Here is a 22,501-nt window from a genome sequence, read left to right as displayed (position 1 = left end):
CGTTCCCCCCAACATGCGCACATCAAGCAGTTGAGACGAGCCGGTCATAGGAGATATCAAAATGAAATGGAGCTTGGATCAGCTACGTACATTTATATATGTTGCGGATACGGGCGGTTTTTCGCGGGCAGGAGAACGACTTTTCCTGGCCCAGTCTACGGTCAGCTGGCAAGTGCAGCAGCTTGAACGTCAGGTTGGCGCGCCGTTGCTTCAACGGAATCCGAATGGCGTCACCCTCACTGAAAAAGGTATGGCCTTCTACCTGAGGGCGCAAAAGGTCGTCACCGCAAACGATGAAGCTGAGTTGTGGTTGACGCAGAACACCGTTGACCGACAAATCATTCGATTCGCCACCACCGATTGTTATGCAAGTTGTCTACTACCAGGACTACTTGAGCATTGGAAATGCCAGTTTCCCAACGTGCAAGTAACTTTGGATTGCAGCTTTAGCACTGGTATCTGGGAGCGTTATAAAAAAGGGGAGTTCGATATTGCTCTGGCACAGCATTGTCCTTCTGACATTAACGCAGAGCCCATCAGGGTCGAACCGTTAGAATGGGTATGTGCCCGAAAATCGTTAGCTTGGCAACAAACTACGGTGCCCGTAGCTTTGTTTGAGCACGGCTGCCCTGACAGAGAAGTGATGCTCGGTGCGCTCAAAGGTGCGGGACGTGAGTATCGAGTGGAATACGAGACCTACAGTTATGGGGGGCTTGTGGCGGCGGTGGAAAGCGGGGCCGTAGTTTCTGCTCTGCCCAGATCGACAATACCTTCCACACTCAAACGTCTTGGTAGTCAGCACGGGCTCCCAAGGCTACCATCTTTGAACGTGAATCTAGCAAGCCCAATCAAAAGCAGTAACGCCATATGCGGCCAACTATACGATGCCGTTATGCGCCACTTAATTGTGGGTAGCCCAAATTTTGCCATTGGTGGCGAGGAAGCAGTCCCAAGCTAGACGTGCATTATGATCATTCGGTTGCCACGCAAAAGAGCAATCTCGCACCAACTACCAATCACTGACTAGCTCCTCGACTGTATTAGCGAATGTCGCTTTCCCGGATCACCATCACCGCTTGGGAGGGCATTGCCAGATTTCCAGGCGTTATTGAAAGTATCGTTGATGCGCAGCTTGCGCGTACGACGATCGGGAATAATGCCGTCGCATACAAGGAGTTTGACAATGCTCCCCGGTAATTTACCGACACCTCTTCATTGACATTTCTTTGTTCCTTTTGTAGAACGTTCTGTGAATGGAACGTTGGAAGTGGTTTACATGGATCAGCTTTCTCTCGAAACCCTGGGGCGACACCTTCAGTCCCTGCGGGTAGCTCGCGGATGGTCGCTCTCGGGGCTTGCCGCCGCCGCAGGTGTTGCCAAATCGAACCTTTCCCGCCTGGAACAGGGCAACGGGAATCCGACCCTGGATACCATCTGGCGACTGGCGGTTCAGCTTAATGTCCCCTTCGGCAACCTGGTTGCCCCAATCCGTGTGCCGGTTGGTGAGGAGGGGGTGCAGGTCCGGCTTGTGGATCAGGGGGGAGACAATCCCCGGGTAGATGCTTACTGGATGTCCTGTGCTCCCAATACCACACGCATGGCGGAGGGCCATACGCCAGGAGCGGTGGAGTCCGTTACCGTTATCAGTGGTCAGTTGGAAGTCGGTGTCACCGGCCACAGCCAGCATTTGCGGGCCGGCGAGAGCCACACCTTTGATGCTGAGCAGCCTCACCTTTATCGCACCCGGGAAGCCTGGGCCACGCTACTGGTCACCATCGTGTATCAAAAAGAAGGTGAGGAATTATGAGTGTTCAGGTAGTCAGCGCGGGCGGGCGCGCCTGGTTGAGAGGGGTACGGGATGCGATTCCGCTGCTGGGTGGATACATTCCGGTAGCAATTTCATTTGGCCTGATCGCCAATCAGGCTGGTTTTAGCAGTTGGGAAGCCATCATCATCTCCCTGGTCATCTATGCGGGTGCCTCCCAGTTCCTGTTTGTTGGCATGGTGGCCTCGGGAGCCCCCTTGTGGCTTGTGGTTGTGATGACGCTGCTGATCAATGCCCGGCATATGGTGTATGCGCCGAACCTGGCGCCCTGGCTCACCGGGAACCGGTGGTGGTTCTGGTTGATGCACGGGCTGACAGATCAGGTCTTTGCCCTGGCGCACACCCGCCTGCCGGCGTTGCCATCCTCGGAACGCTTGGGGTGGTTCACTGGCGCCATGTTGCTTGCCTGGTTCAGTTGGGTAGGGGGCACGGCCCTGGGAGCTTTTGCGGGGCAGGAGCTGACCGGGCGCTGGCCATTGCTGAATGACGTTATGCCCTTCGCGCTACCGGCTCTGTTTGTGGTGCTGTTGGCCCCGAGATTCACTTCCTGGTTATGGGCTGCAGCGCTGGGGTGTGCCATTGTCGTAGCGTTGTTGTTCGCGGCTAATGGCCTGCCCAATATGGCGATACCGGTTGCGGCGCTTCTGGGCGCTGCGGTGTTCTTTGTGATGCAATCCAATACACGGGCGGAGGTTTAACGCATGGCTGGTGAGCTGTGGGTTGCGGTGATGGTTGCCGCAGCGGGTACATTCTTAATGCGTTTGTTACCACTGGTGTGGATGCAGAGGCGTCTGGCCCGGGAAGACAGTCAGGGCGCTACAGCGGCCATGCCCAAGTGGCTCGGGGTGCTCGGCCCGGTGATGATCGCGGCCATGCTGGGGGCTTCGCTGGTTCCCGTAGCCGGCACCCTGAATGCCTGGGTTGCAACGGCTGTTGGGGGATGCGTAACCCTGCTGGTCTGGTGGAAAACAAAGTCCCTGGGATGGCCGGTCGTCTGGGGCGTTGTGGCGTTTGGGGTGGTGCGGTTTCTCAATTTCGTTGTGATTTAACTGATCAAGGATAGGAGTGAATATGAGTACTCATACTTCCAGCCAGAAGATAACAACCTCTAAGATTCAGGCCATGAAAGGACGAGGCAGCATCGTTTCTCTCACTGCATACACGAAGCCCATGGCAGAACTCATGGACCCTTTTGTCGATCTGATCATCGTCGGGGATTCCACAGGGATGGTGGCTTACGGATACGATTCTACGTTGCCCGTTACTCTGGATATGATGATTAACCATGGTGCAGCAGTGGTGCGTGGCAGCCAGAAAGCCTGTGTCGTTATCGATATGCCCTATGGCTCGTATCAAGAAAGCAAGGAGCTGGCTTTCCGAAACGCGGCGCGCTTACTGACGGAAACTGGTGCTCAGGGCATCAAGGTTGAAGGTGGGTTAGAGCTTGTTGAAACGGTGGAGTTCCTGGTCAGTCGTGGTATACCGGTAATGCCACATATTGGCTTGCGTCCTCAGCATGCAAACACTATGGGCGGATTTAAGGCCCAGGGCAGAGATGAGGCTGCAGCCAAACGGTTGGTTGAAGAAGCACAGGCTTTTGAGTCTGTTGGCGCTTTCTCAGTCTTAATTGAAGGGGTATTTGAAGCCGCCGCGCGGCGTGTTACGCAATCTTTAGCCATTCCTACCATTGGTATTGGCGCGTCTCCCGAGTGTGATGGCCAAGTGCTGGTAACGGAGGATATTCTGGGCTTGTTTACTGACTACACGCCGAAATTTGCCAAAAAGTACGTCGATCTGAGCGCTCAAATAAAGGATGTGTTTGCTCTGTATGAGAGAGAGGTCAGAGCCGGCGAATTTCCCGCAGAGGAGCATTGCTTTGGGATTAAGAAGCAACCAACTTAGATTGTCGGGAGGGGCAAGGGGTTGTGTGTGAACAAGTGCGAAACAAAGGAAATGAGCCGAACCTGGGCAAGCCTGAATACCTCTATCACGGTAGTCGAAAAAAAACCGTTCGGCTAGAGCCAGCTCAGGGCATTGGACATGGTGACGCTGACAACCAATACGGTATTTATGCTGTCTCAGAGCGGGATTTAGCTGTTCCGTTTGCAATCACATATTACCCCCTGAGCCCTCGTGCGGTTTTCTCGGTCGACACCTCGCAACGCCCACCCCGGATAATGCTGAGGGATACTGAAGTAAGCTGGCATCAGAAGGGGTATATCTATAAGTTGCGATCTGAAACCTTTGAGCAAATAGATGCTCTCCAGTGGGTTTCGCGAGTTCCTGTAGAGCCTGTGTTGATTGAAGAAATTACCCCTGAGCTCTACCGGGATTGGGTCGTTGATTCCTGACAACAGCTAATTCATTTCGGACCTGCAGGTGCCAGTCTTCATTCGTCATCCGATAGAGCCGCACAGTCCTATTGTGAAACTCTTGCATAGTGTAGCAGGCGAACCCAGCCTTCTCAGTTACTCGAACTGAGGCAGCATGGTCTGGCTCTATAATTACCACTACTGACTCACACTGTTTTTGATCGAAGGCATACTGCAGCACGCCTTTAACAGCTTCGGTTGCAAGCCCTTGATTCCAGTATCGTCGCGCTAATCGATAACCGAGGTTGATCTCCTCAACCTCTCCGACTAGCTCGGGCCCAATACCACAGAAGCCAACAAGTTTTCCCGACCTCTTCTCAGTTAATGCCCATGGACCCATGCCATGGGATGCGTAACATTCCTGGCACCAGCCTATAAATTTGCGGGTAGCATCTTCATCACAAACCCCTCGAACGGAATACCTCATGACCTCAGGGTCACTCAGTATCTCAGTGAGCGCGGGAATATCTTGATGGGATAGCTGCGTTACGATTAGTCTTTTCGTTTGAAACACATACACCGTGTGTACCTATGATTGGAATTTTTAAAATTGGCCCTCAGGAACCGTCGAATTCTACCAGTCTTACTGCAACATTGGCGTGGCGTGCTCCTGATGTACTTTCGTGGTGCGAGCCAAACAAATGGACCCACTGTCCTTTTTCCAGCAATAACTCCCCACTTCCCGAGCTTTGTCCGCTGCTTGTCGTATGTGTACCCGTATAGTTGAACGAGAACGTGTCGGATGAGTCTTTGATTGGGCTGAATTCATACCCCATGGTGACGTAATCGGACGCGACGAAGCCGTTATCTTCAGTAAACACAGCCGTTTTCACAACACTCGACTCCTGCAAAAAATCTGACAGCAATACGGACGGATGACCATTCGGCTTGACGGCTTCGCATTCGCAGTGCCGGATTTCCAAGACCAAATGCTTGCTGCCAATGTAGGCCTCAGGAGTGGCATTTTCGGCCAGCGTGAAGGCGGGAAGTACAGAAAGGCCGGTTAGAAAAAACGGCAATAAAAGTTTTGACATCAGTGGCATAGGATCTCCAGTCTGAGATGCTTTAATGTTAAACGAACTGAGTGACTGTGATGACCATTTGATTAGCATTCCGTTGACGACATTATTACACATTGAACTACTACTTGAGGTCGTGCACCTCACCTTCCGTCATATCACGAAACCCTCAGCAGTAGAACGAAGTCAGTGAATGGTCGGCTTTCCTAGGTTTTACAGCGTGGCAATGACCGATAAAAAAGACTAAGGATGGAGGCGACAAGCAAAGCCATTGAGGCAGTGATCAGCGCTCCGGTGAACGATTCATTGTTGGAATAGATTTCGTTAGCAATGAGCGGACCTATAATTTGACCGATACCATAAGCAGCAGTCATTAGGGCGAGCAAATTAAGTCGCACGGTGTGTTCAATATCTCTTGCTGCCGACATGGCGATAGTGACGGCTCCCATGAAGGTGCCTCCAACTATCACCGCACTTGCCAATGAAGAGAAGAGAGTTGGGCTAACAGCTGGAAGTGCAACCCCGAGGCTTTGAAGGACAAGATTTAAGGTAAGGCTATTGCGGGTACCGAATCGGAGATGTAGCGCATGCCATAGATAACAGGAAGGTGCTGCGCCCAGGCCGAATGCCGCCCAGACATGTATTGGGTTAGTGGTCTCCAGAAAATCTTGAATCAGGAGAGGTAAATAGGTCGCGGTAATGATGTATCCGGTTCCTGAGATACCGTAAATAACCACCAATAAAGCTACATAAAAGGCTGAATTAGTTGGGTTTGAAGTCGGCGCCGATACCGGCTGAGCGTTACTATGGCGATGAGCGTGAGTGGAGCCGTCGGCCAGAGCTGAAGAAAACGGTAAAAACAATACAAAACTCACCAATGCCAGTAAGAGCCATATTGGCCCACTACTCAGTTCCAAATAGCTTCCGAACGCAATGAGCTCTGCCGAGACGGCTATCCCCGCACCAACTCCCGCAAAGAGCAGTGGAGCGTGATGCGTTTGGCCTATGTGCTGCAACAGCCAAAGTGATGCTCCTACCATTGTTATTGCACTGAAGACGCCAGCTAAGCCTCGTATGCCAATTACAATCCACGAATTATCAACTAATGCGAGGGATGCCATGCAGGCTATGGTCATGATGACCGACCAAAAGCAGTACCTTCGAGCTTGCTCTGTCTTTATCCACGTCGCCAGTAAAGCCCCAGCAAGATATCCAGCATAATTTGCTGACGCAGCATGCGAACCACTTTGGATGGAAATGATCCCATCCTCAATCATCAAGGGATAAAGCCCAGTGAACGCAAATCGGCCAAACCCCATCCCAATAGCAAGGGATAAGGACGCCGCAATTGCCCTCAAAAATGCATTTCCCTTTATCAGATGGTAATGCTGGGCTTCCATCTTAATGACCTTCGGGAGAGGAACTAACTGAAAGGGTCTTCAACAATTCCTTGAGCGCAGGGGTTTCATACCCCTCACGCCAAACCAACCATGTATAAATAGCCGTTAACGGGATCTGCTGGATATGGGGTGGTTCATTCAAGAGTCCAAGGACGCTCCGGGGAATAACACTAGCGCTGGTTCCGGCTGAGACACAGGCGATCATCGCATGATAGGAGCCGACCTCCTGAACATTGGAAAAGGCTGACTCGTTATCTACAGCTTCGCGAAACCAATTTTCGGCAATCGCTCGGTAAGTACAGCCCTGCCTGAAGGCTACCAGTGAGCTAACGGACACATCTGAAGCCGAGACCACCGGTGGGTGTCCTTCGGGAAGTATCAACATTAATTCCTCCTTGAAGACAGGCTGCCCTACCAGGCCCATTGATGAGAGCACTGAGCTTGTATCTTCTCCCGTGCCAAACAACGGTGCCACGAAAGCGCAATCAACCATCCTAGCCTGCAAAGACTCCAGCATTGGGCGGGAAGGGCCTGTGGTGAGTTCGATTTTTACGTCTGGCCAATGACGGTGGTATTCAGCAAGCACCGGTGGTAAGCGGCTAGCGGCCGTGCTTTCCATAGAGCCGATACGGAGAGATCCTGCAGGGGTATTCGGATGAAGTACCTGGCGGGCTTCTTCGGCAATTGCGAGGATTTTTTTGGCGTACGCCAGAAACTGGTCGCCTTCCGGTGAGAGGTGCAGGCGCTTGCTGTGTCGTAAGAAAAGCGAAACATCCAGTTCTTTTTCCAGTTGCTGAATGCGTGTGGTGACATTAGACGGAGCACGTCCTAGCCGCTGGGCAGACAGGGTAATGCTGAGCTCTTCGGCGACTGCGCAGAACAGTTCGAGCGTCCTTAGGTCGATATTCATTCTTGTTTCCAAAATAGTATAGGCGGTATATTCTGTTTTTGAGAATATTATATTGTCTGTGACCAAGCAAGAGGCCCCCATGACATTTTCAACTCCCCTGACTCGTCTCATTAATATTTCATACCCAATCATTCAGGCACCGATGGTTGGCGTTTCAACGCCAGAGCTCGCGGCAGCGGTATCCAATGCAGGCGGGTTAGGGTCAATCGGGGTCGGTGCCAGTTCGGCAGAAAAGGCGCGAGAAATGATCTCAGCGACTCGTGCTTTGACGAAAAATCCATTTAACGTCAACGTTTTTTGTCATCGACCTGCGACACATGATCAGGAGCGGGAATCAAACTGGATCAATTACCTGCGGCCGTTTTTCGAAGAGTTCGATACTCGCCCCCCGATGCAGCTGACCACTCCCTACCAGAGTTTCAATGAGGATCGCACCGCCTTAGACATGCTGCTTGAGGAGAGGCCAGCGGTTGTCAGTTTCCATTTCGGTGTGCCAGCCATCGAGTGGGTTCAGGCCCTTCGTGATGCAGGCATTGTCACGCTCGGTTGTGCAACGACACCTGAAGAGGCGCTTATCGTTGAGGACTCAGGTATCGATTTCATTGTTGCTCAAGGAGCTGAAGCGGGAGGGCATCGCGGAATATTTGAGCCAGAGAAAGGTGATCAACTACTCGGCACATTAGCTCTCACCCGTTTGATCAGTGCTGCTGCGGATATACCAGTTATTGCAGCTGGAGGGTTGATGGATGGCCAGGCAATTAGTGCTGCATTGGACGCCGGTGCGGTCGGGGCTCAGCTGGGTACGGCCTTTATTCTCTGTCCAGAATCGGCAGCCAATGCTAGTTATCGGGCGCTGTTAAAAAGTGATCGTGGTCGGAAAACTCAGATCACCAGCGTGATTTCGGGTCGTCCTGCCCGGGGTATTGTTAACCGTTTTTGTACTGACATTGACCATTTCGCGGCCCCGCCGTTGCCGGAGTACCCTATTGCTTACGAGGCAGGAAAAGCGCTTGCTGCTGCAGCTATGTCAAAGGACAATATCGAGTTCTTTGCTTGTTGGGCCGGGCAAGGTGCTCCACTGGCTCGTGAGCTACCAGCAGATGAACTAATCGAGATCCTGATGAAGGAATATCGACAGAAAATTCTCTAATATTTTATCTATTGTCGGCTTGGCTGGAACATGGAGGAATTATGTCAACAGAACTGAAGGCTTCGTCAATGAAAGTCCAAGCTTTTTTGTCTCAGCATGGACAAGATTTTGTTGTTCAGCAGTTACCTGGTTCAACTCGAACAGCGAAAGATGCAGCTAAGGCAATTGGCTGCACGGTTTCTCAAATCGCTAAATCGTTAATCTTTGAACATGGTGAAACGGGTGCACCGGTCTTGGTTGTTGCATCAGGTACTAACACGGTTTGCACCGATAAGGTAAAAGAAGCAACAGGGATCACATTGGAAAAAGCAGGTGCATCGTTTGTGCGAGATAAAGTGGGCTACGCCATCGGCGGTGTTCCTCCAGTGGCACATAATGAAAAGATTCAAACCCTCTTGGATAAAGATCTACGCCAATATCTAGAAATTTGGGCGGCCGCCGGTACGCCGAATTCTGTCTTTAAGCTCAATCCACGATCTCTGGGTGAGCTCACGCAGGGTCAGTGGATAGACGTGTCAAGATAAACATAACCAGTGCACAAAATTTGTTCTGGATCTATGGATGCAGGCCAGCCCCTGGTGAACTCAGGGGATGAACCCGTTTCCGGAAATCGAGAAGACCACACTCTCTTCAGCCTTCACCGTGGATGAAGCGTGTGTTGAGCGTCAGTGTCGTCAGATTTCTCCCCGAGAAATAACATTCGACTCTTGGGCGCATCAAACCCAAGTGGTCCAAGTGGTACATTGAAGTATCGGATTGACAAGGCGCAGCTGTTCACGGCTGATGAGCCGCCGGATGCCCCTTACTTACGCGGCTCCGTCGTCGCCACTGTGTGTCGTTCAACAGACTAAGGAGAGCTTGTTTTGAATTTAGCTAATGTGGTTCCGTGGGGGCGATCGCTAAAGGAATATCAGGCGATGTTTGAGCTATCGAATGATGACCTGAACAAGAAAATTCTAGGTTGCGGCGATGGCCCAGCCAGCTTCAATGCTGAGGCGACAGAGGTAGGATGCCAAGTCATCTCATGTGATCCGGTATATCAATTCAAGGTTGATGAAGTGCGTCGCCGAATTGGCGAGGTGTACCCAGAAATCATGGCCAAGATGCAACAGGCCGCAGTCAGTTATGTTTGGGACTCATTCAATAGCGTTGAGCATCTTGGCGAGGTTCGGATGGAAGCTATGTCGCGGTTCCTGTCCGATTTTGATGCTGGTTACCAACAAGGACGGTATGTGTCGGCGTCATTGCCTATGCTGCCATTCTCTGACTCCAAGTTTGATCTGGCACTCTGCTCTCACTTTCTTTTCCTTTACAGTGATCATTTAGATCGGGCGGCCCATCTGGCATCAATGCGGGAGTTATGCAGAGTTGCCTCTGAGGTTCGCGTCTTTCCAGTTGTCTCGCTGGACGGAAAAACCTCAAAGCACCTTGATTCGGTCATGGCGGGACTATCCGCTGACGGAATCGCTGTCTCGTTGCAGCCTGTTAGCTATCGTTTTCAAAAGGGCGCTACTGAGATGTTGGTGGCAAAATCGGCATAACCATTGGCTGTTGTCGGACGACCCTACGGGCCACTTCGGCACTTTCCAAAGCTAAGTTTTAAATTTACAGAGTGAGATCTCTCATGGGGTTGAAGGGAAGCTGTTTGTGTGGCGAGATAAGTTACGAAATCGACTCAGTGGATATGCCAATCGTGCATTGCCATTGTCAGACTTGTCGTAAAGCCCATGCTGCACCGTTCGCCTCCACTGCGGGAGTAAAGCGCGAGAATTTCCGTTGGCTCAGAGGTAAGCGTTCTATTTCTACGTTCGAATCATCCCCTGGAAAATTGCGCCATTTTTGCAAACGCTGTGGTTCCCATTTGGTGGCTGAAAGGCCTGCGCAACCCCACGTCATTGTTCGGGTAGCTACTCTGGACTATGATCCCGGTTTAAAACCAGAGGCTCATATTTGGGTGTCGCACGACGTGCCATGGCTTGAGTACGATAGGGCCTGTAAGCATAGAGAGTGGCGAGACGACATTTAACAAATCAATCGAGTTTCCGGCATGAAGGCCTGCCACCGGATGCCCCTGCCGGGGCGGCGCTTATTTGTGGCATCAACTGGGAGGGAGCCCATGAATCAGAGTCTTGCGGATGAGCTGGTCATGATGCTGATAGAAGACCAGCGATTGTTACAGCGACTCTTCGATTCCGGCGAGTTACCGTCGGATTCCTACCATCCCCGACTGAAAGCACTGCACCAGCGCAACGCCTCCCGCCTGAAGGAAATCATCAGGGCTCACTGCTGGCCTGGTATTTCCTTGGTCGGAGAGGAAGCCTCCAAAGCCGCCTGGCTGGTGGCTCAGCATTCGGTGTCCGAGGCCGGGTTCATGGCGGAATGCGTTCACTTGCTGGAGGAAGCCGTTGCGAAAGACGACGCCGAGGGTTGGCATTTGGCGTTTCTTCAGGATCGGGTGCGGACGTTAGCCGGCGAGCCACAATATTACGGCACCCAGTTTGATGTTGATGAAAACGGGTGGCCAACACCGTTTCCCATCAAGGATCCCGCCTCGGTTAATGAGCGCCGTGCGCAACTTGGACTTGATTCCCTGGAGGAGCGTTTAGGACAAATGACTGAGCAGGAACGGAAGCGACGTGCCAACCGCCAGCACGCCAGTTAACCAAGCGCGGCACTTGGTCGCCTTCGTCTCCGTTTTGCTGCGTCGCGCTCGCCGGAACACTTTTTGCGCCTGTTCGAGGTTAGAAGCTGAATGAGCGAAAGAAGATTGAGCTACATATACAGTTTCAAGTGTGGAGATGAGCTTGAGCACTTCGACAAACTACCTGGCTATGAGCAAGCCAATATCGAACGATACATTGTACAAGTAATCAGCGATTCTTTTGTTAAACCTGCAGATGAAGACTATGTGACTGCTCGGTTACTGGCAAAAAAAGGACTGCATCGCGCTTTTTTTTGGGCTGCGTGTCAAGCGCTTGAAAAATACCTCAAAGCTTTTCTTTTAATGAGGGGTGCTTCGGTTAATCGCTTCAGAGGTCATCCGATTGCCGATTTATACTCTGAAGCGTGCTCAGTAGATGCTGAGCTCTTAACCGTTGACACGAGTTTCCATTCAGCAATTAAGATTCACCAAAACGTCTCTGAGTCCATTGAAGGGTTATCTGTAGCTGAATTTATCAATGGCATTGAAATGCAGGGAAGTCCCGACAACCGCTATAACTCGTTTGGAGTTAACTTCAACTCAGGCTATTTGTTTTCGCTTGATAGCTTTGTTTTTGGCTTGCGGCAGCGGATCGGCGTGCCCCCGATAGAAGAAACTCTCAGAAAGTTTGATCAGGATCTTGTCGAGGGATTCAACTTGTACAACCCATGGTTTGCTCCTGTGCACGTGGATCTTGCGGAAGTTCCCAATAAAGATTTCAATCTGCGCATATCTGGCTCTGTCACAACCCTGGACATTCTCACCGGTCCACATGCGCCAAATGGATCCCGATTTGTGTTGCGATGGCTCGACAAAAAAATGAAATTGCCCAGGAAAATCAGGCAGCATTTGAACAAGGGCTAATGGGCTCACAGTGATACGCGGCTAACGAGTCAAATCGTACTAACGCAGATATGAGCCAGCTCCATCAGTGGCGGGGGAATGAATGGAAGTTAAGTGTATTGCGGGGTTTGCGTCAATTACTAAAGATTCTGCGGCGAGTGCGTCTTTGTATGAGGGTGCGCGAGGCTTGCCGCTAGAAAAGATGGACGATTATCGTTTCATGGATAGGTTCCCCGGAGCGCATCATTTCGGGGTATGACCCCTCTCTATGGCGGCCCAGTCTTGTTTTGGGCAGGAGGAATGGCCTGACCATGTTCCTGAGCCGACAGCTACAATTGAATTTGAGTTGGCGGACGCGGCATTGAAAGAAATGAAGGAAAGGGGTCAGGAATTCGTTCATGAAACCCGGACTGAACCCTGGGGGCAAACAGTCGCAAGGTTTATGAGCCCTGAGGGTGTGTTGGTTGGCCTGAGTTATGCGCCATGGCTTCATGAATAAGAGCTTAACCACATAGCGTTACGCCGACTGGCTTTTCAGCTGATTCTCCAAGGTTAGCCGGTTCCGCTTTGCGACAGTTTGTACCCTTTTAGGGCCTCATTGGGGGAAGCTCAGATCGTTTACTGGGAGCTTGCCAATGATAAGTTACCAACTTTATTACCATGATTTTCTAGGGGTTTTGCTCTGGATCCTTCGAAAGTTACCAACTTTATTTATCTTTATGGTTGATTAATTACTGTAAAATTGAGCTTGGGAAGGCATTTTGTTACCAACTTTATTCCGATCCTACAACCTCGCGCCAACTGGTGTTTTACTGTACAATTCGCGCCCTGTCCCGGGGGGCGCGTACCACCATATACGCCTAATGACGGAACTGATTGCTACCTTCTGGCCATTACCCGGTGCACAAATATCAAGGAAGATTGCGGCCTTCTGCCGCATACTTTCGTGGCGTCCACCCCTCAGAAGAATTGAGCAATGCCCAACACCGTGCTGTCTGGCTTCACCCATAACTTTCTTGGCAAAGCGCCTGTCTGGTACAAGCAGGTTATTCTCCTTTTTCTGATTGCCAATCCCATCGTGATGTACGTGTTCGGGCCGGGTGTGACAGGCTGGCTTTTAATTGCCGAGTTCATCTTCACCCTCGCCATGGCCCTGAAATGTTACCCGCTGCTGCCGGGTGGGCTGCTTGCGGTCGAGGCGTTGCTGATAGGGCTGACTTCGGCAGACGCCGTGTATCATGAGGTTCTGGTGAACTTCCCGGTGATTCTGCTGCTGATGTTCATGGTGGCAGGCATCTACTTCATGAAAGATCTGCTGCTGGTGACCTTTACCCAGATTCTGGTGGGGGTTCGTTCCAAGTCGGCTTTATCGCTGTTGTTCTGCAGTGCCGCCGCCTTGCTCTCCGCATTTCTGGATGCCTTGACGGTGACCGCCGTGATTATCAGCGTGGCGGTGGGCTTTTTCTCGGTTTACCACAAAGTGGCCTCTGGCAAAGGCTACCAGCAGAAAGACCACAATGCCGGCAGTGATGAAGAAGTGATCGAGCTGCACCGGGAAGACCTGGAAAACTTCCGGGCGTTTCTGCGCAGCCTGTTGATGCACGGGGCCATCGGTACCGCCCTGGGTGGTGTTGCTACCATGGTGGGTGAACCTCAAAACCTGCTGATTGCCAAGGTGGTGGGTTGGGATTTCGTGGGCTTTTTCCTGCACATGGCGCCGGTGAGTATCCCGGTGCTGTTCGCGGGCCTGGCGACCTGCTGGGCGCTGGAGAAACTGCGCTGGTTTGGTTACGGCGGCCGCCTGCCCAAGCCGGTTCGCCAGGTGCTGGAGGAGTTTGCCCGAAACGAGCGGGCCCGTCGCACCAAGGCAGACCAGGCATCCCTGTGGATTCAGGCCATAGCCGCGGCCATTCTGGTGATTGGCCTGGCCTTCCACATCGCCGAAGTGGGCCTGATCGGCCTGCTGGTGATTATCCTGATTACCTCGTTCACCGGTGTGACAGATGAGCACCAGATTGGTAAGGCCTTTCAGGAATCCCTGCCATTCACCTCATTGCTGGTGGTGTTCTTCGCCGTGGTGGCGGTGATCCACGAGCAGCATCTGTTCAAACCGATCATCGATTACGTGCTCAGCCTTCCGGAGCACCAGCAGCCGGGCATGTTCTTTATCGCCAACGGCTTGTTGTCGATGATCAGTGACAACGTATTCGTCGCTACGGTTTATATCAGTGAGGTCAAACAGGCGCTGGACGCCGGGGCCATCAGCTACGACCATTTCCAGACCCTGGCGGTGTCCATCAACACCGGCACCAACCTGCCCAGCGTGGCAACCCCCAACGGCCAGGCAGCGTTTCTGTTCCTGCTGACCTCCGCTATCGCACCACTGGTGCGGTTATCCTACGGCAAAATGGTTGTCATGGCGTTTCCGTACACCATTGTGATGGGCGGAGTGGGCCTTTATATGGTGACTCATTCATTCTGAATGCGTGTTTTTTAGCGTTTCGCCCCACAGAATTTCCCTTATCTGTTACTCTTTTAATAAACAGATAACGATAAGCGGTAGACATGCGCAGTTGCCAAGGTTACTCCACTGATCTGCCCCGCAGTGCCTGCGCGCTGACGGGGCTTTTTGTTGTTCTGATCAGTCTGTTCTGCCCCTCCCTGGTTCATGCCGACAATCAGGACCCTTACAGCATGAGGCCTGTCCGGGTGGCTTACGTGGAGTTTCCTCCGATCACCTACCGCACAGCCGAGGGTGAACCAGCCGGTGAGTTTGTGGAGATTACCAAAAAGGTCGCCGCCGAGGCTGGCTATGAGCTGGAGTTTCTGTACCTGCCGGTTGCGCGAACCTATCTGTACCTTCAGAACGGCACGGTGGACCTCTGGCTCGGGCTTTCAGCAACGCCGGTGTTGAGTGAGGCATCACTGGAGAGCTGGAGCAGCCCGATTGCGGTGGAGCTCAGCGCCTGGTATCGCCAAGATACCGAAGCGCTCAGGCACATGGACCAGTTGCGTGGAAACACGGTGATCGTGATTTCCGGCTACACCTATGGCGGACTGCGATACTGGTTGGACAATCAGCCGGATATTCGGATCACTGAGGCACCGAACCACCGTTCGGCCGTGGATATGCTGAAACGAAAGCGGGGCGACTACCTGCTGGATTACCGCCAGCCGGTGCGAAACATCCTGACCCAGCCATCGGATGCCATTATTCGGGAATCGGAAGTTCGCAGCCGCAACTCCGCCTGGATGTTTTCCCTGGCCAACCCCAGGGCCGCGATTCTCCGGGAGGCGTTCGACGATGCCTATCTGCGGTTGGCCGAGCGAGGCGAGGTGCCGCCGGTGCGCCCATTTCAGCAAACCTTTGTATTGCCCGGATTTCCTGACGAGTATCGTTGAGCGACGCGGATTAGCTGATGGCCAGCACCCGTATCGCGTTTGCGGCCGCGGCCGTCCGGTTTTCCACACCCATCTTACGAAAGACCTGCTCCAGGTGCTTATTCACCGTGCGTGGGCTCATCTCCAGAATCTGACCTATTTCCCGATTGGTTTTGCCATTCGCAATCCACAACAGCACATCGGATTCTCTGAGTGTGAGTTCGAAGGCCTCTCTGAGTGCCGTCGCTGAACTGTGCTGGTTCTGAGGTGTTTTTATTCTCAGCAGGTACTCTCTTCCATCAATCAGCGTCAGGAACTCGATGGAACGCGGAGTATCAGCAAGCCGGACGGGGAGGGCATGTCCCGGTTCCGGTTGACGAGTCAGCCAGACTTCAATCTGTTTCCGAAGAGACTCCAGTGCCGGGTCTTCGTTGCCCGGCAGTATTCGGTAAACCTGGGGCGTTCCCCAGAGCATTTCACCGCTGGCATTGACGGAAAACAGGTTCTGGCCGGCCCGGTCGAGCGCTGAGCGAGCACTTCGCGTCATTCTTGCATTCGCCAGATGCACTTGCATACGGGCCAGTAATTCGGTGGTATTGATGGGTTTGGTAATGTAGTCGACGCCGCCTGAGCCAAGCCCCATCACTACGTGTTCGGTATCGCTGAGCCCGGTCATGAAAATGATCGGAATGTCGGCAAACGCTGGATTTTCCTTCAGCCTGCGACAGGTCTCAAAGCCGTCCATGTGGGGCATCAATGCATCCATGAGAACGATGTCTGGCACGATGTTCTGGCTGATGGTAAGTGCCTGCCCACCCTCCAACGCTACAAGAACCGTCATGCCTGCTTCCTCGAGGGCATCACTGATCATCCGAATCGAATCGATGGCGTCATCCACGACCATGACCACGGTTTTTTTCTGTTCAGGAAGACTCATGTTCGGGCACCTCAAGTAACGCGAGAATTTTCTCAAACTGAAATTCGTTGGTGAGTCTCGTCAGCTCGGTTGTGAAATGACTGTTGGCTTTGCCGCTGTGTTTGAGTTCATTCAGCAGCTCAAGCAGACCCTTGCGATGACCGATTCGGGCCAGTGATACCATCGCCCGGCATTCCTCGAACCCTGGCAAGGCCAGTTCAGCCGGCGCCGGCGGCTCAAGGACCGCAAGTGGGTCCGGGCTGGGTTTGAAGCGCCATTCGATGTTCAGCACTTTGCCGATAGTATCGAGCAGCAGATTCAGGCGAACGGGTTTGATGATGTAGCCGTTATGCAGATGGGGCGAACCCGGCGAGTGCTGGCCTTCGTTGGCGTCGGCGGAGATCATGATGATCGGCATATGGTGTTGGCCATCTCGGAGCTGCTGAAGAATCTCCCAACCGTTGAGCCCAGGCATGGATACATCGAGCAGGATCAGATCTGGCCTGTCGCTGCTGACCCTTTGGGAGACCAGCAGGGAATTCCCCATGTCGCCGACTTCAAACCCAAGAGGGGACAGCATGGCTCGAATGACCTGACGGTGGGAAAGGTCATCATCCACGATGAGAACCTTACGACGGGTGCCGTGGTAGCCGTAGATCCGACGGGCGGGTTCGGTTATGGAACGGGGGGTAACGTTGTGCAGGCTGGAAAGCATCAGGCTGACCTTAAAGGTGCTGCCTTTGCCGGGAGTGCTGGTGACCGAGATGTCACCCCCCATGATTTCGGCCAGCAATCGGGTAATGGTGAGACCTAGCCCTGTTCCTATCCGGCTCTGCCCTGCCGAGCGAACCCGCTCGAACGGACGGAAAATCCGTTCGATGTCTGCCTCGGCAATGCCCTCGCCGGTGTCTTGCACGGTGAACTCTGCCACCTGGCTCCGATAGCGGAGTGTCAGGCTCACCCCGCCCTGATCCGTGTATTTGATGGCATTCGACAGCAGATTGATCAGTATCTGGCGGAGGCGCTTCTCATCGGCGGTTACCCGCTCAGGAAGTGGCAACGGGCAATGGTACTCAAAGGCCAGTCCTTTTTCTTCGGCCTGCAAACGGAACATAGTGACCAACTGCTCCATCAGAACCTCAATCCGCACCTGATCCCGGTGCAAGTCCAGCCGGCCGGCCTCAATTTTGGAGATGTCCAGCAGACCTTCAATCAGGTCGGCCAGGTGTTCGCCATTGCGATGAATCACCCCCAGTGCCTCTTTGCGGTGGGCAGGGATGTCGTCGTCATTCGCCATCAGTTGGGCGTAACCCAGAATGGCATTGAGCGGAGAGCGTAACTCATGGCTGATGCCCGTAAGGTAACGGCTTTTCGCCAGATTGGCTGCATCAGCCTGCTCCTTGGCCTTCTGTAGCGCCAGATCGGTTCGCTCATGGGCGACGATCTCTTCGGTCAGCAATCGGGTCTGGCGCCGGGACTCCTCCTCTGCGACCACCCGGCTCTCGTGGGCCAGAACGAACAGCCAGCAAATCACCCCCGTCACGATGACCAGAATAAAAAAGACCTTCCAGAGGGTGACCGACAACAAGATCCCTTCCGCACTCGTCGCGACCGGGGTCTTGAAATAGATCAGGGATAGCAGCAGGCCAGACAAGCCGTTAATCAGTAGCAACAAACTGAGAAAATGACCAAGGCGCGATCTCAGGCGAACCAGCAGAAAATCGGGTACGAATTTACCCAGGAAAAGCTGAAGCTGCTCCTTGTAGCCCCCGCCGGGTTTGCAGACATCGTCGCATCGAGCGTCGAGTGAGCAACACAGGGAGCAGATGGTGCCAGCGTAGGCAGGACAGTGGGTGACGTCTTCCGGCTCGAAGGCGTGTTCGCAGATGGTGCATTGCACCAGCTGATGATCTGTGGCGATCGGCGTGAACGGGCGGGCGGTGTAGAAACGGCCTCCGGTTCGCCAGGCTATAACGGGAGCCATGACCAGGGCGACCGCCAGGGCGATAAAATGCGAGAGTGCCTGGGCATAAGGGCCAATCGCTCCGGAATGGCAGACAACACCCACCAGGGAGGCTGTGATCATGGCACCGACACCCACCGGATTGATGTCGTAAAGGTGTGCCCGTTTGAACTCAATGTGGGCAGGGCTCAGCCCGAGTGGTTTGTTGATCACCAGATCCGCCACCAGGGCACCGACCCAGGCAATCGCGACGATGCCATAGAACCCCAGCGTCTCTTCCAGGGCCCGGTACACCCCCAGTTCCATCACCAGCAGCGCGATGGCGACATTGAACACCAGCCAGACCACGCGGCCGGGGTGGCTGTGGGTGAGCCGGGAGAAAAAATTGGACCAGGCAATGGACCCGGCGTAGGCGTTGGTCACGTTGATCTTGATCTGACACAGGATGACAAAAATACCGGCGAACGCCAGGGCGATCTCCGGGGAATGGGTCACGTAACTGAAAGCGACCAGGTACATGTGGGTAGGATCGGCGGCTTCGCTGGCGGGAATGCCCTGATTCAGTGCCAATACGGCCAAAAAAGAGCCTGCCAGGATTTTTATCATCCCGATCACAATCCAGCCAGGCCCCCCGGCCATCACTGCTATCCACCAGCGGCGTTTATCCTTCGGTGTTTGGGGCTCGGGAATAAAACGCAGGTAATCGACCTGCTCGCCAATCTGAGCGATCAGGGAGAAGACCACGGCGGCTGCAGCGCCGAACATCAGAACATTGAAACCCTGACCTTCTGACACGCCGACACCGCCGAATTGCGTCCAGTCGCTGACCGATGAGGCATCGGCGTAAATGATGAAAACAAAGGGCAACAATTGCAGCACGATAAAGGCGGGCTGAGTCCAGACCTGGAACCGGCTGATGGTGGTTATGCCATGGGTAACCAATGGAATGATCACCACTGAACAGATCAGGTAGCCCAACACCAGAGGAATGCCGAATAGCATTTCCAGGGCCATGGCCATAATGGCCGCTTCGATGGCAAAAAAGATGAAGGTGAAGCTGGCGTAAATCAACGAGGTGATGGTGGAGCCAATGTAGCCGAAACCGGCGCCACGGGTAAGCAGGTCAATGTCGACGCCATACCGGGCCGCGTAGTAGCTGATGGGTATGGCGGTGAGAAAGATCACCAGGCTGACTGCCAGGATGGCCGCTACGGCATTGTCGAAGCCGTAGTGCAGCGTAATGGCGCCGCCGATTGCTTCCATGGCCAGAAAGGATATGGCGCCCAAAGCGGTATGGCTGACCCTGGCAGCCGACCACCGACGGGCGCTCTTGGCGGTGAAGCGAAGGGCGTAGTCCTCGAGAGTCTGGTTGGCAACCCACTGGTTGTAACGTCGCCGAACCCGAAAAATATTCTGTCTTGCGGCCATAGTGCCTTGCCTTCTGGTACAGAGCGCGACTTTTTGGTGCAAGTACCGGGATGGCAGCACCGTCTTTGACAGCTGGAACAATATCCATGCCATGTGATGGTGCGGTGAGACATCGCGCCTGAATGTTATTGCTTTTGCACTCGCGTTTTAGCCTGTCCAGCACGAGACCGGAATGCGTCAAATGACGTAGGGCGCTGGGGTGATTGCCGAATGGGCACTCTGGCAGGGCCTGAGCAGAATGTGTGTCGTGGGCGCTGTGCTTCGCATCTTGAAGTGCGGCACCGGCATACCAACACTGCGAGGAAAAACCATGGGCACGACAGATACAACCGCCACCTGGCGGTCATTCGGCAACGGAACCGGGCTTCGCAAGAAGCTTATGACGCTGGCAGCCTCGATGATGCTGGCCACATCGGCACACGCGGCCACACCCCCCACCTCTGAGGTAAATACCACCGGGCTTGCGGTGACAGATGACACTGTCAAAGTCGGCATACTGCACTCGATTACTGGCACGATGGCGATCAGTGAGATTGGTTCGGTGCAGGCTGAGAAACTGGCGATCGAACAGATCAACGCCTCCGGCGGTGTACTGGGCCGGCAGATCGAGTTTGTACAGGAAGACGGTGCCAGTGACTGGCCTACGTTCGCTGAGAAATCCCGCAAACTGTTGCGTCAGGACAATGTCGCGGCCATTTTCGGTGCCTGGACCTCTGCCTCCCGGAAAGCCATCCTGCCGGTGATCGAGCAGTTCAACGGCATGCTGTATTACCCCACCTTCTACGAGGGCCTGGAGCAATCACCGAACGTGATCTACACCGGGCAGGAAGCCACTCAGCAAATCCTGGCCAGTATTGACTGGGCGGTTGAAGAGAAGGGCGCCAAAACTTTCTACCTGCTGGGTTCGGACTACATCTGGCCCCGCACTTCCAACAAGATCGCTCGCAAACACATCGATAAGCTGGGATTGAAGGTAGTCGGCGAGGAGTATTATCCACTGGGCCATACCCAGTTCAACTCGGTGATCAACAAGATCAAGCTGCGTAAACCGGATGTGATCTTCGCGTCGGTTGTGGGCGGCTCCAATGTGGCCTTCTACAAGCAGATGAAAGCCGCTGGTATTGATTTCACCAAGGAAAGCCCGCTGCTGCTCACCATCTCTGTGACCGAAGACGAAATCCGGGGCATCGGTGGTGAAAACGTGGAGGGCATCTATGCCTCCATGAAGTACTTCCAGAGCCTGGACAACCCCAACAACCAGGAGTTTGTGGCCGCGTTCAAAGAGGCCTGGGGTGATGACATGGTCATCGGTGATGTTACCCAGGCTGCCTACCTTGGCCCCTGGCTGTGGAAGATGGCGGTCGAGAAGGCCGGCTCTTTCGATGTCGACAAAGTGCGTGAAGCCTCTCCGGGCATTGAGTTCACCAAAGCCCCTGAAGGTTATGTCCGCATCCACGAAAACCATCACCTCTGGTCCAAGACCCGTATTGGCAACGCCCAGCGCAATGGCCAGTACAAAGTGGTCTACGAAACAGAAGACCTGATGGAGCCAGATCCTTTCCCGGAAGGTTATCAGTAAGCCCGTCCGGCCGGCGCTTGTGGGCGCCGGCCGTCGGTTTCGAAAGCGGTTGGGTGCGTAATCTCGAAGGGAGTAACGGTCATGTTTGATGGCTACACCACCAGTGAATTGATGTCGATATTTGCCATGCAGGGGTTTGCCGGGCTGTCCCTGTTCTCAGTGTTCGTGCTGATGGCACTCGGCCTGGCGATCATTTTTGGTCAGATGGGGGTGATCAATATGGCCCACGGGGAATTCATGATCCTCGGCGCCTACACCACCTATCTGACCTCCAGCGCGTTTCAGAGTTATCTGCCGGGCCTGTTCGGGGGTTATTTCTTTGTCGCCATGATCTTTGCCTTTCTGGTGTGCGCTGCACTGGGAGCCTTTATCGAGTGGGCCATGGTCCGGCATCTGTACCGGCGGCCACTGGATACCCTGCTGGCTACCTGGGGCCTGAGCCTGATTCTTCAGCAAGCCTACCGCACGATTTTTGGTGCCCGGGAAGTCGGGGTGACGTTGCCGGAGTGGATGATGGGCTCGATTCAGGTCACTGACATGGTGGATCTGCCCATTAATGGTCTGTTTGTGATGATCATAGCGCTCTCCATTGCCCTGGCGGTCTATTTCCTGATGTATCGATCCGGTTGGGGCAAGAAGGTACGTGCGGTTGTGCAGAATCGGCCAATGGCAGAAGCGGTGGGCATCAACAGCGCGGGTGTCGACCGGGCAACCTTCGCCCTGGGCTGCGGGATTGCCGGCATCGCGGGCGCCGCTTTCACCATGATCGGTTCTACTGGTCCGTCCTCCGGCCAGGCTTACATTGTCGATACCTTCCTGGTGGTTGTTTTCGGCGGTGCGCAGAGCCTGATAGGCACCATTGTATCGGCCTTCGGTATCTCCCAGGCCCAGTCCACCCTGGAGTTCTTCCTGAGTGGATCGATGGCCAAGGTGATCACCCTTCTCGTGGTTGTAGGCATTCTCATGCTGCGCCCGGAAGGACTCATGGCCCTGAAGATTCGTCGCTAGGAGACT

The 22,501-nt window shown here is 53.8% G+C and carries 21 protein-coding genes; 15 read left to right on the top strand and 6 right to left on the bottom strand.

Going from position 1 to position 22,501, the window contains the following annotated elements:
- Positions 1-61 precede the first annotated feature (61 nt).
- The 5 genes from ABIE59_RS11200 (at position 62) to panB (ending at position 3,727) form a co-directional block, all read left to right on the top strand.
- A complete protein-coding gene (locus ABIE59_RS11200) occupies positions 62-958 on the top strand; it encodes a LysR family transcriptional regulator (RefSeq protein ID WP_354446902.1) in 897 nt (298 codons plus the stop codon).
- A gap of 318 nt (positions 959-1,276) precedes the next feature.
- Positions 1,277-1,807 (top strand): helix-turn-helix domain-containing protein, encoded by a 531-nt coding sequence (locus ABIE59_RS11195; protein ID WP_354446900.1) that lies wholly within the window; start codon positions 1,277-1,279, stop codon positions 1,805-1,807.
- Positions 1,804-2,523: an AzlC family ABC transporter permease gene (locus ABIE59_RS11190; protein ID WP_091706189.1), complete on the top strand. Its 720-nt coding sequence runs from the start codon at positions 1,804-1,806 to the stop codon at positions 2,521-2,523. The genes ABIE59_RS11195 and ABIE59_RS11190 overlap by 4 nt, the downstream gene beginning before the upstream one ends.
- 3 nt (positions 2,524-2,526) lie before the next feature.
- Positions 2,527-2,874 carry an AzlD domain-containing protein gene (locus tag ABIE59_RS11185; protein WP_091706191.1) on the top strand — a complete coding sequence of 116 codons (348 nt, stop codon included), beginning with the start codon at positions 2,527-2,529 and terminating at the stop codon, positions 2,872-2,874.
- A 22-nt stretch (positions 2,875-2,896) separates the two neighbouring features.
- Complete coding sequence (gene panB / locus ABIE59_RS11180; protein ID WP_091706193.1) at positions 2,897-3,727, top strand: 3-methyl-2-oxobutanoate hydroxymethyltransferase; 831 nt, start codon at positions 2,897-2,899, stop codon at positions 3,725-3,727.
- 408 nt (positions 3,728-4,135) lie between these two features.
- Here the strand turns inward: panB and ABIE59_RS11175 are convergent, their stop codons facing one another.
- From ABIE59_RS11175 to ABIE59_RS11160, 4 genes are all read right to left on the bottom strand, one after another.
- The gene (locus tag ABIE59_RS11175; protein ID WP_354447027.1) at positions 4,136-4,711 is read right to left on the bottom strand and encodes a GNAT family N-acetyltransferase; all 576 of its coding nucleotides are present in this window, start codon (positions 4,709-4,711) and stop codon (positions 4,136-4,138) included.
- A 43-nt stretch (positions 4,712-4,754) separates the two neighbouring features.
- Positions 4,755-5,240, bottom strand: a complete 486-nt coding sequence (locus ABIE59_RS11170) for a hypothetical protein (RefSeq protein ID WP_354446897.1) — start codon at positions 5,238-5,240, stop codon at positions 4,755-4,757.
- A 182-nt stretch (positions 5,241-5,422) separates the two neighbouring features.
- The gene (locus tag ABIE59_RS11165; RefSeq protein WP_354446895.1) at positions 5,423-6,616 is read right to left on the bottom strand and encodes a YbfB/YjiJ family MFS transporter; all 1,194 of its coding nucleotides are present in this window, start codon (positions 6,614-6,616) and stop codon (positions 5,423-5,425) included.
- Between the two features lies 1 nt (position 6,617).
- Complete coding sequence (locus tag ABIE59_RS11160) at positions 6,618-7,520, bottom strand: LysR family transcriptional regulator (RefSeq protein WP_354447025.1); 903 nt, start codon at positions 7,518-7,520, stop codon at positions 6,618-6,620.
- A gap of 85 nt (positions 7,521-7,605) precedes the next feature.
- Here ABIE59_RS11160 and ABIE59_RS11155 point away from each other — a divergent pair, with 85 nt between their 5' ends.
- The 8 genes from ABIE59_RS11155 (at position 7,606) to ABIE59_RS11120 (ending at position 15,622) form a co-directional block, all read left to right on the top strand.
- On the top strand, positions 7,606-8,676 hold the full coding sequence (locus tag ABIE59_RS11155; RefSeq protein ID WP_354446893.1) for an NAD(P)H-dependent flavin oxidoreductase: 1,071 nt from the start codon (positions 7,606-7,608) through the stop codon (positions 8,674-8,676).
- Positions 8,677-8,717: 41 nt separating this feature from the next.
- A complete protein-coding gene (locus ABIE59_RS11150; RefSeq protein ID WP_354446891.1) occupies positions 8,718-9,200 on the top strand; it encodes a YbaK/EbsC family protein in 483 nt (160 codons plus the stop codon).
- A gap of 339 nt (positions 9,201-9,539) precedes the next feature.
- Positions 9,540-10,217, top strand: a complete 678-nt coding sequence (locus ABIE59_RS11145) for a class I SAM-dependent methyltransferase (RefSeq protein ID WP_354446889.1) — start codon at positions 9,540-9,542, stop codon at positions 10,215-10,217.
- An 83-nt stretch (positions 10,218-10,300) separates the two neighbouring features.
- On the top strand, positions 10,301-10,702 hold the full coding sequence (locus ABIE59_RS11140) for a GFA family protein (RefSeq protein WP_248234708.1): 402 nt from the start codon (positions 10,301-10,303) through the stop codon (positions 10,700-10,702).
- Positions 10,703-10,792: 90 nt separating this feature from the next.
- Positions 10,793-11,338, top strand: a complete 546-nt coding sequence (locus ABIE59_RS11135; protein ID WP_354446887.1) for a DUF6624 domain-containing protein — start codon at positions 10,793-10,795, stop codon at positions 11,336-11,338.
- A gap of 90 nt (positions 11,339-11,428) precedes the next feature.
- Entirely contained in the window at positions 11,429-12,241 is an 813-nt protein-coding gene (locus tag ABIE59_RS11130; RefSeq protein WP_248234715.1) for a HEPN domain-containing protein, read from the top strand.
- A 955-nt stretch (positions 12,242-13,196) separates the two neighbouring features.
- Complete coding sequence (gene nhaB / locus ABIE59_RS11125; protein WP_354446884.1) at positions 13,197-14,702, top strand: sodium/proton antiporter NhaB; 1,506 nt, start codon at positions 13,197-13,199, stop codon at positions 14,700-14,702.
- Positions 14,703-14,785: 83 nt separating this feature from the next.
- Positions 14,786-15,622, top strand: a complete 837-nt coding sequence (locus tag ABIE59_RS11120) for a substrate-binding periplasmic protein (RefSeq protein ID WP_354446882.1) — start codon at positions 14,786-14,788, stop codon at positions 15,620-15,622.
- A gap of 10 nt (positions 15,623-15,632) precedes the next feature.
- Here the strand turns inward: ABIE59_RS11120 and ABIE59_RS11115 are convergent, their stop codons facing one another.
- Both ABIE59_RS11115 and ABIE59_RS11110 read right to left on the bottom strand, forming a co-directional pair.
- Positions 15,633-16,538 (bottom strand): response regulator, encoded by a 906-nt coding sequence (locus ABIE59_RS11115; RefSeq protein ID WP_354446880.1) that lies wholly within the window; start codon positions 16,536-16,538, stop codon positions 15,633-15,635.
- On the bottom strand, positions 16,525-19,908 hold the full coding sequence (locus ABIE59_RS11110) for a hybrid sensor histidine kinase/response regulator (protein ID WP_354446878.1): 3,384 nt from the start codon (positions 19,906-19,908) through the stop codon (positions 16,525-16,527). Before ABIE59_RS11110 ends, ABIE59_RS11115 begins: the two co-directional genes overlap by 14 nt.
- 400 nt (positions 19,909-20,308) lie before the next feature.
- On the opposite strand from ABIE59_RS11110, the gene urtA reads away from it, so the two are divergent.
- The gene (gene urtA, locus ABIE59_RS11105) at positions 20,309-21,487 is read left to right on the top strand and encodes an urea ABC transporter substrate-binding protein (protein ID WP_502915351.1); all 1,179 of its coding nucleotides are present in this window, start codon (positions 20,309-20,311) and stop codon (positions 21,485-21,487) included.
- A gap of 81 nt (positions 21,488-21,568) precedes the next feature.
- A complete protein-coding gene (gene urtB, locus ABIE59_RS11100) occupies positions 21,569-22,495 on the top strand; it encodes an urea ABC transporter permease subunit UrtB (RefSeq protein ID WP_354446874.1) in 927 nt (308 codons plus the stop codon).
- The last annotated feature ends 6 nt before the right edge of the window (positions 22,496-22,501 follow it).

The organism is Marinobacter sp. MBR-99, assembly GCF_040547575.1.
In the GTDB taxonomy this organism is placed as follows: Bacteria; Pseudomonadota; Gammaproteobacteria; order Pseudomonadales; family Oleiphilaceae; genus Marinobacter.
Note: the sequence above shows the minus strand (reverse complement) of the source record. Positions and strands in the feature narration are given on the sequence as shown.

Excerpts from the sequence above, each read along its gene's own strand:
- ABIE59_RS11200 (WP_354446902.1), top strand. The coding sequence starts at position 62 with ATGAAATGGAGCTTGGATCAGCTACGTACATTTATATATGTTGCGGAT.
- ABIE59_RS11195 (WP_354446900.1), top strand. The coding sequence starts at position 1,277 with ATGGATCAGCTTTCTCTCGAAACCCTGGGGCGACACCTTCAGTCCCTG.
- ABIE59_RS11190 (WP_091706189.1), top strand. The coding sequence starts at position 1,804 with ATGAGTGTTCAGGTAGTCAGCGCGGGCGGGCGCGCCTGGTTGAGAGGG.
- ABIE59_RS11185 (WP_091706191.1), top strand. The coding sequence starts at position 2,527 with ATGGCTGGTGAGCTGTGGGTTGCGGTGATGGTTGCCGCAGCGGGTACA.
- panB (WP_091706193.1), top strand. The coding sequence starts at position 2,897 with ATGAGTACTCATACTTCCAGCCAGAAGATAACAACCTCTAAGATTCAG.
- ABIE59_RS11170 (WP_354446897.1), bottom strand. The coding sequence starts at position 5,240 with ATGCCACTGATGTCAAAACTTTTATTGCCGTTTTTTCTAACCGGCCTT.
- ABIE59_RS11165 (WP_354446895.1), bottom strand. The coding sequence starts at position 6,616 with ATGGAAGCCCAGCATTACCATCTGATAAAGGGAAATGCATTTTTGAGG.
- ABIE59_RS11155 (WP_354446893.1), top strand. The coding sequence starts at position 7,606 with ATGACATTTTCAACTCCCCTGACTCGTCTCATTAATATTTCATACCCA.
- ABIE59_RS11150 (WP_354446891.1), top strand. The coding sequence starts at position 8,718 with ATGTCAACAGAACTGAAGGCTTCGTCAATGAAAGTCCAAGCTTTTTTG.
- ABIE59_RS11140 (WP_248234708.1), top strand. The coding sequence starts at position 10,301 with ATGGGGTTGAAGGGAAGCTGTTTGTGTGGCGAGATAAGTTACGAAATC.
- ABIE59_RS11135 (WP_354446887.1), top strand. The coding sequence starts at position 10,793 with ATGAATCAGAGTCTTGCGGATGAGCTGGTCATGATGCTGATAGAAGAC.
- ABIE59_RS11130 (WP_248234715.1), top strand. The coding sequence starts at position 11,429 with ATGAGCGAAAGAAGATTGAGCTACATATACAGTTTCAAGTGTGGAGAT.
- nhaB (WP_354446884.1), top strand. The coding sequence starts at position 13,197 with ATGCCCAACACCGTGCTGTCTGGCTTCACCCATAACTTTCTTGGCAAA.
- ABIE59_RS11120 (WP_354446882.1), top strand. The coding sequence starts at position 14,786 with ATGCGCAGTTGCCAAGGTTACTCCACTGATCTGCCCCGCAGTGCCTGC.
- ABIE59_RS11115 (WP_354446880.1), bottom strand. The coding sequence starts at position 16,538 with ATGAGTCTTCCTGAACAGAAAAAAACCGTGGTCATGGTCGTGGATGAC.
- ABIE59_RS11110 (WP_354446878.1), bottom strand. The coding sequence starts at position 19,908 with ATGGCCGCAAGACAGAATATTTTTCGGGTTCGGCGACGTTACAACCAG.
- urtA (WP_502915351.1), top strand. The coding sequence starts at position 20,309 with ATGCTGGCCACATCGGCACACGCGGCCACACCCCCCACCTCTGAGGTA.
- urtB (WP_354446874.1), top strand. The coding sequence starts at position 21,569 with ATGTTTGATGGCTACACCACCAGTGAATTGATGTCGATATTTGCCATG.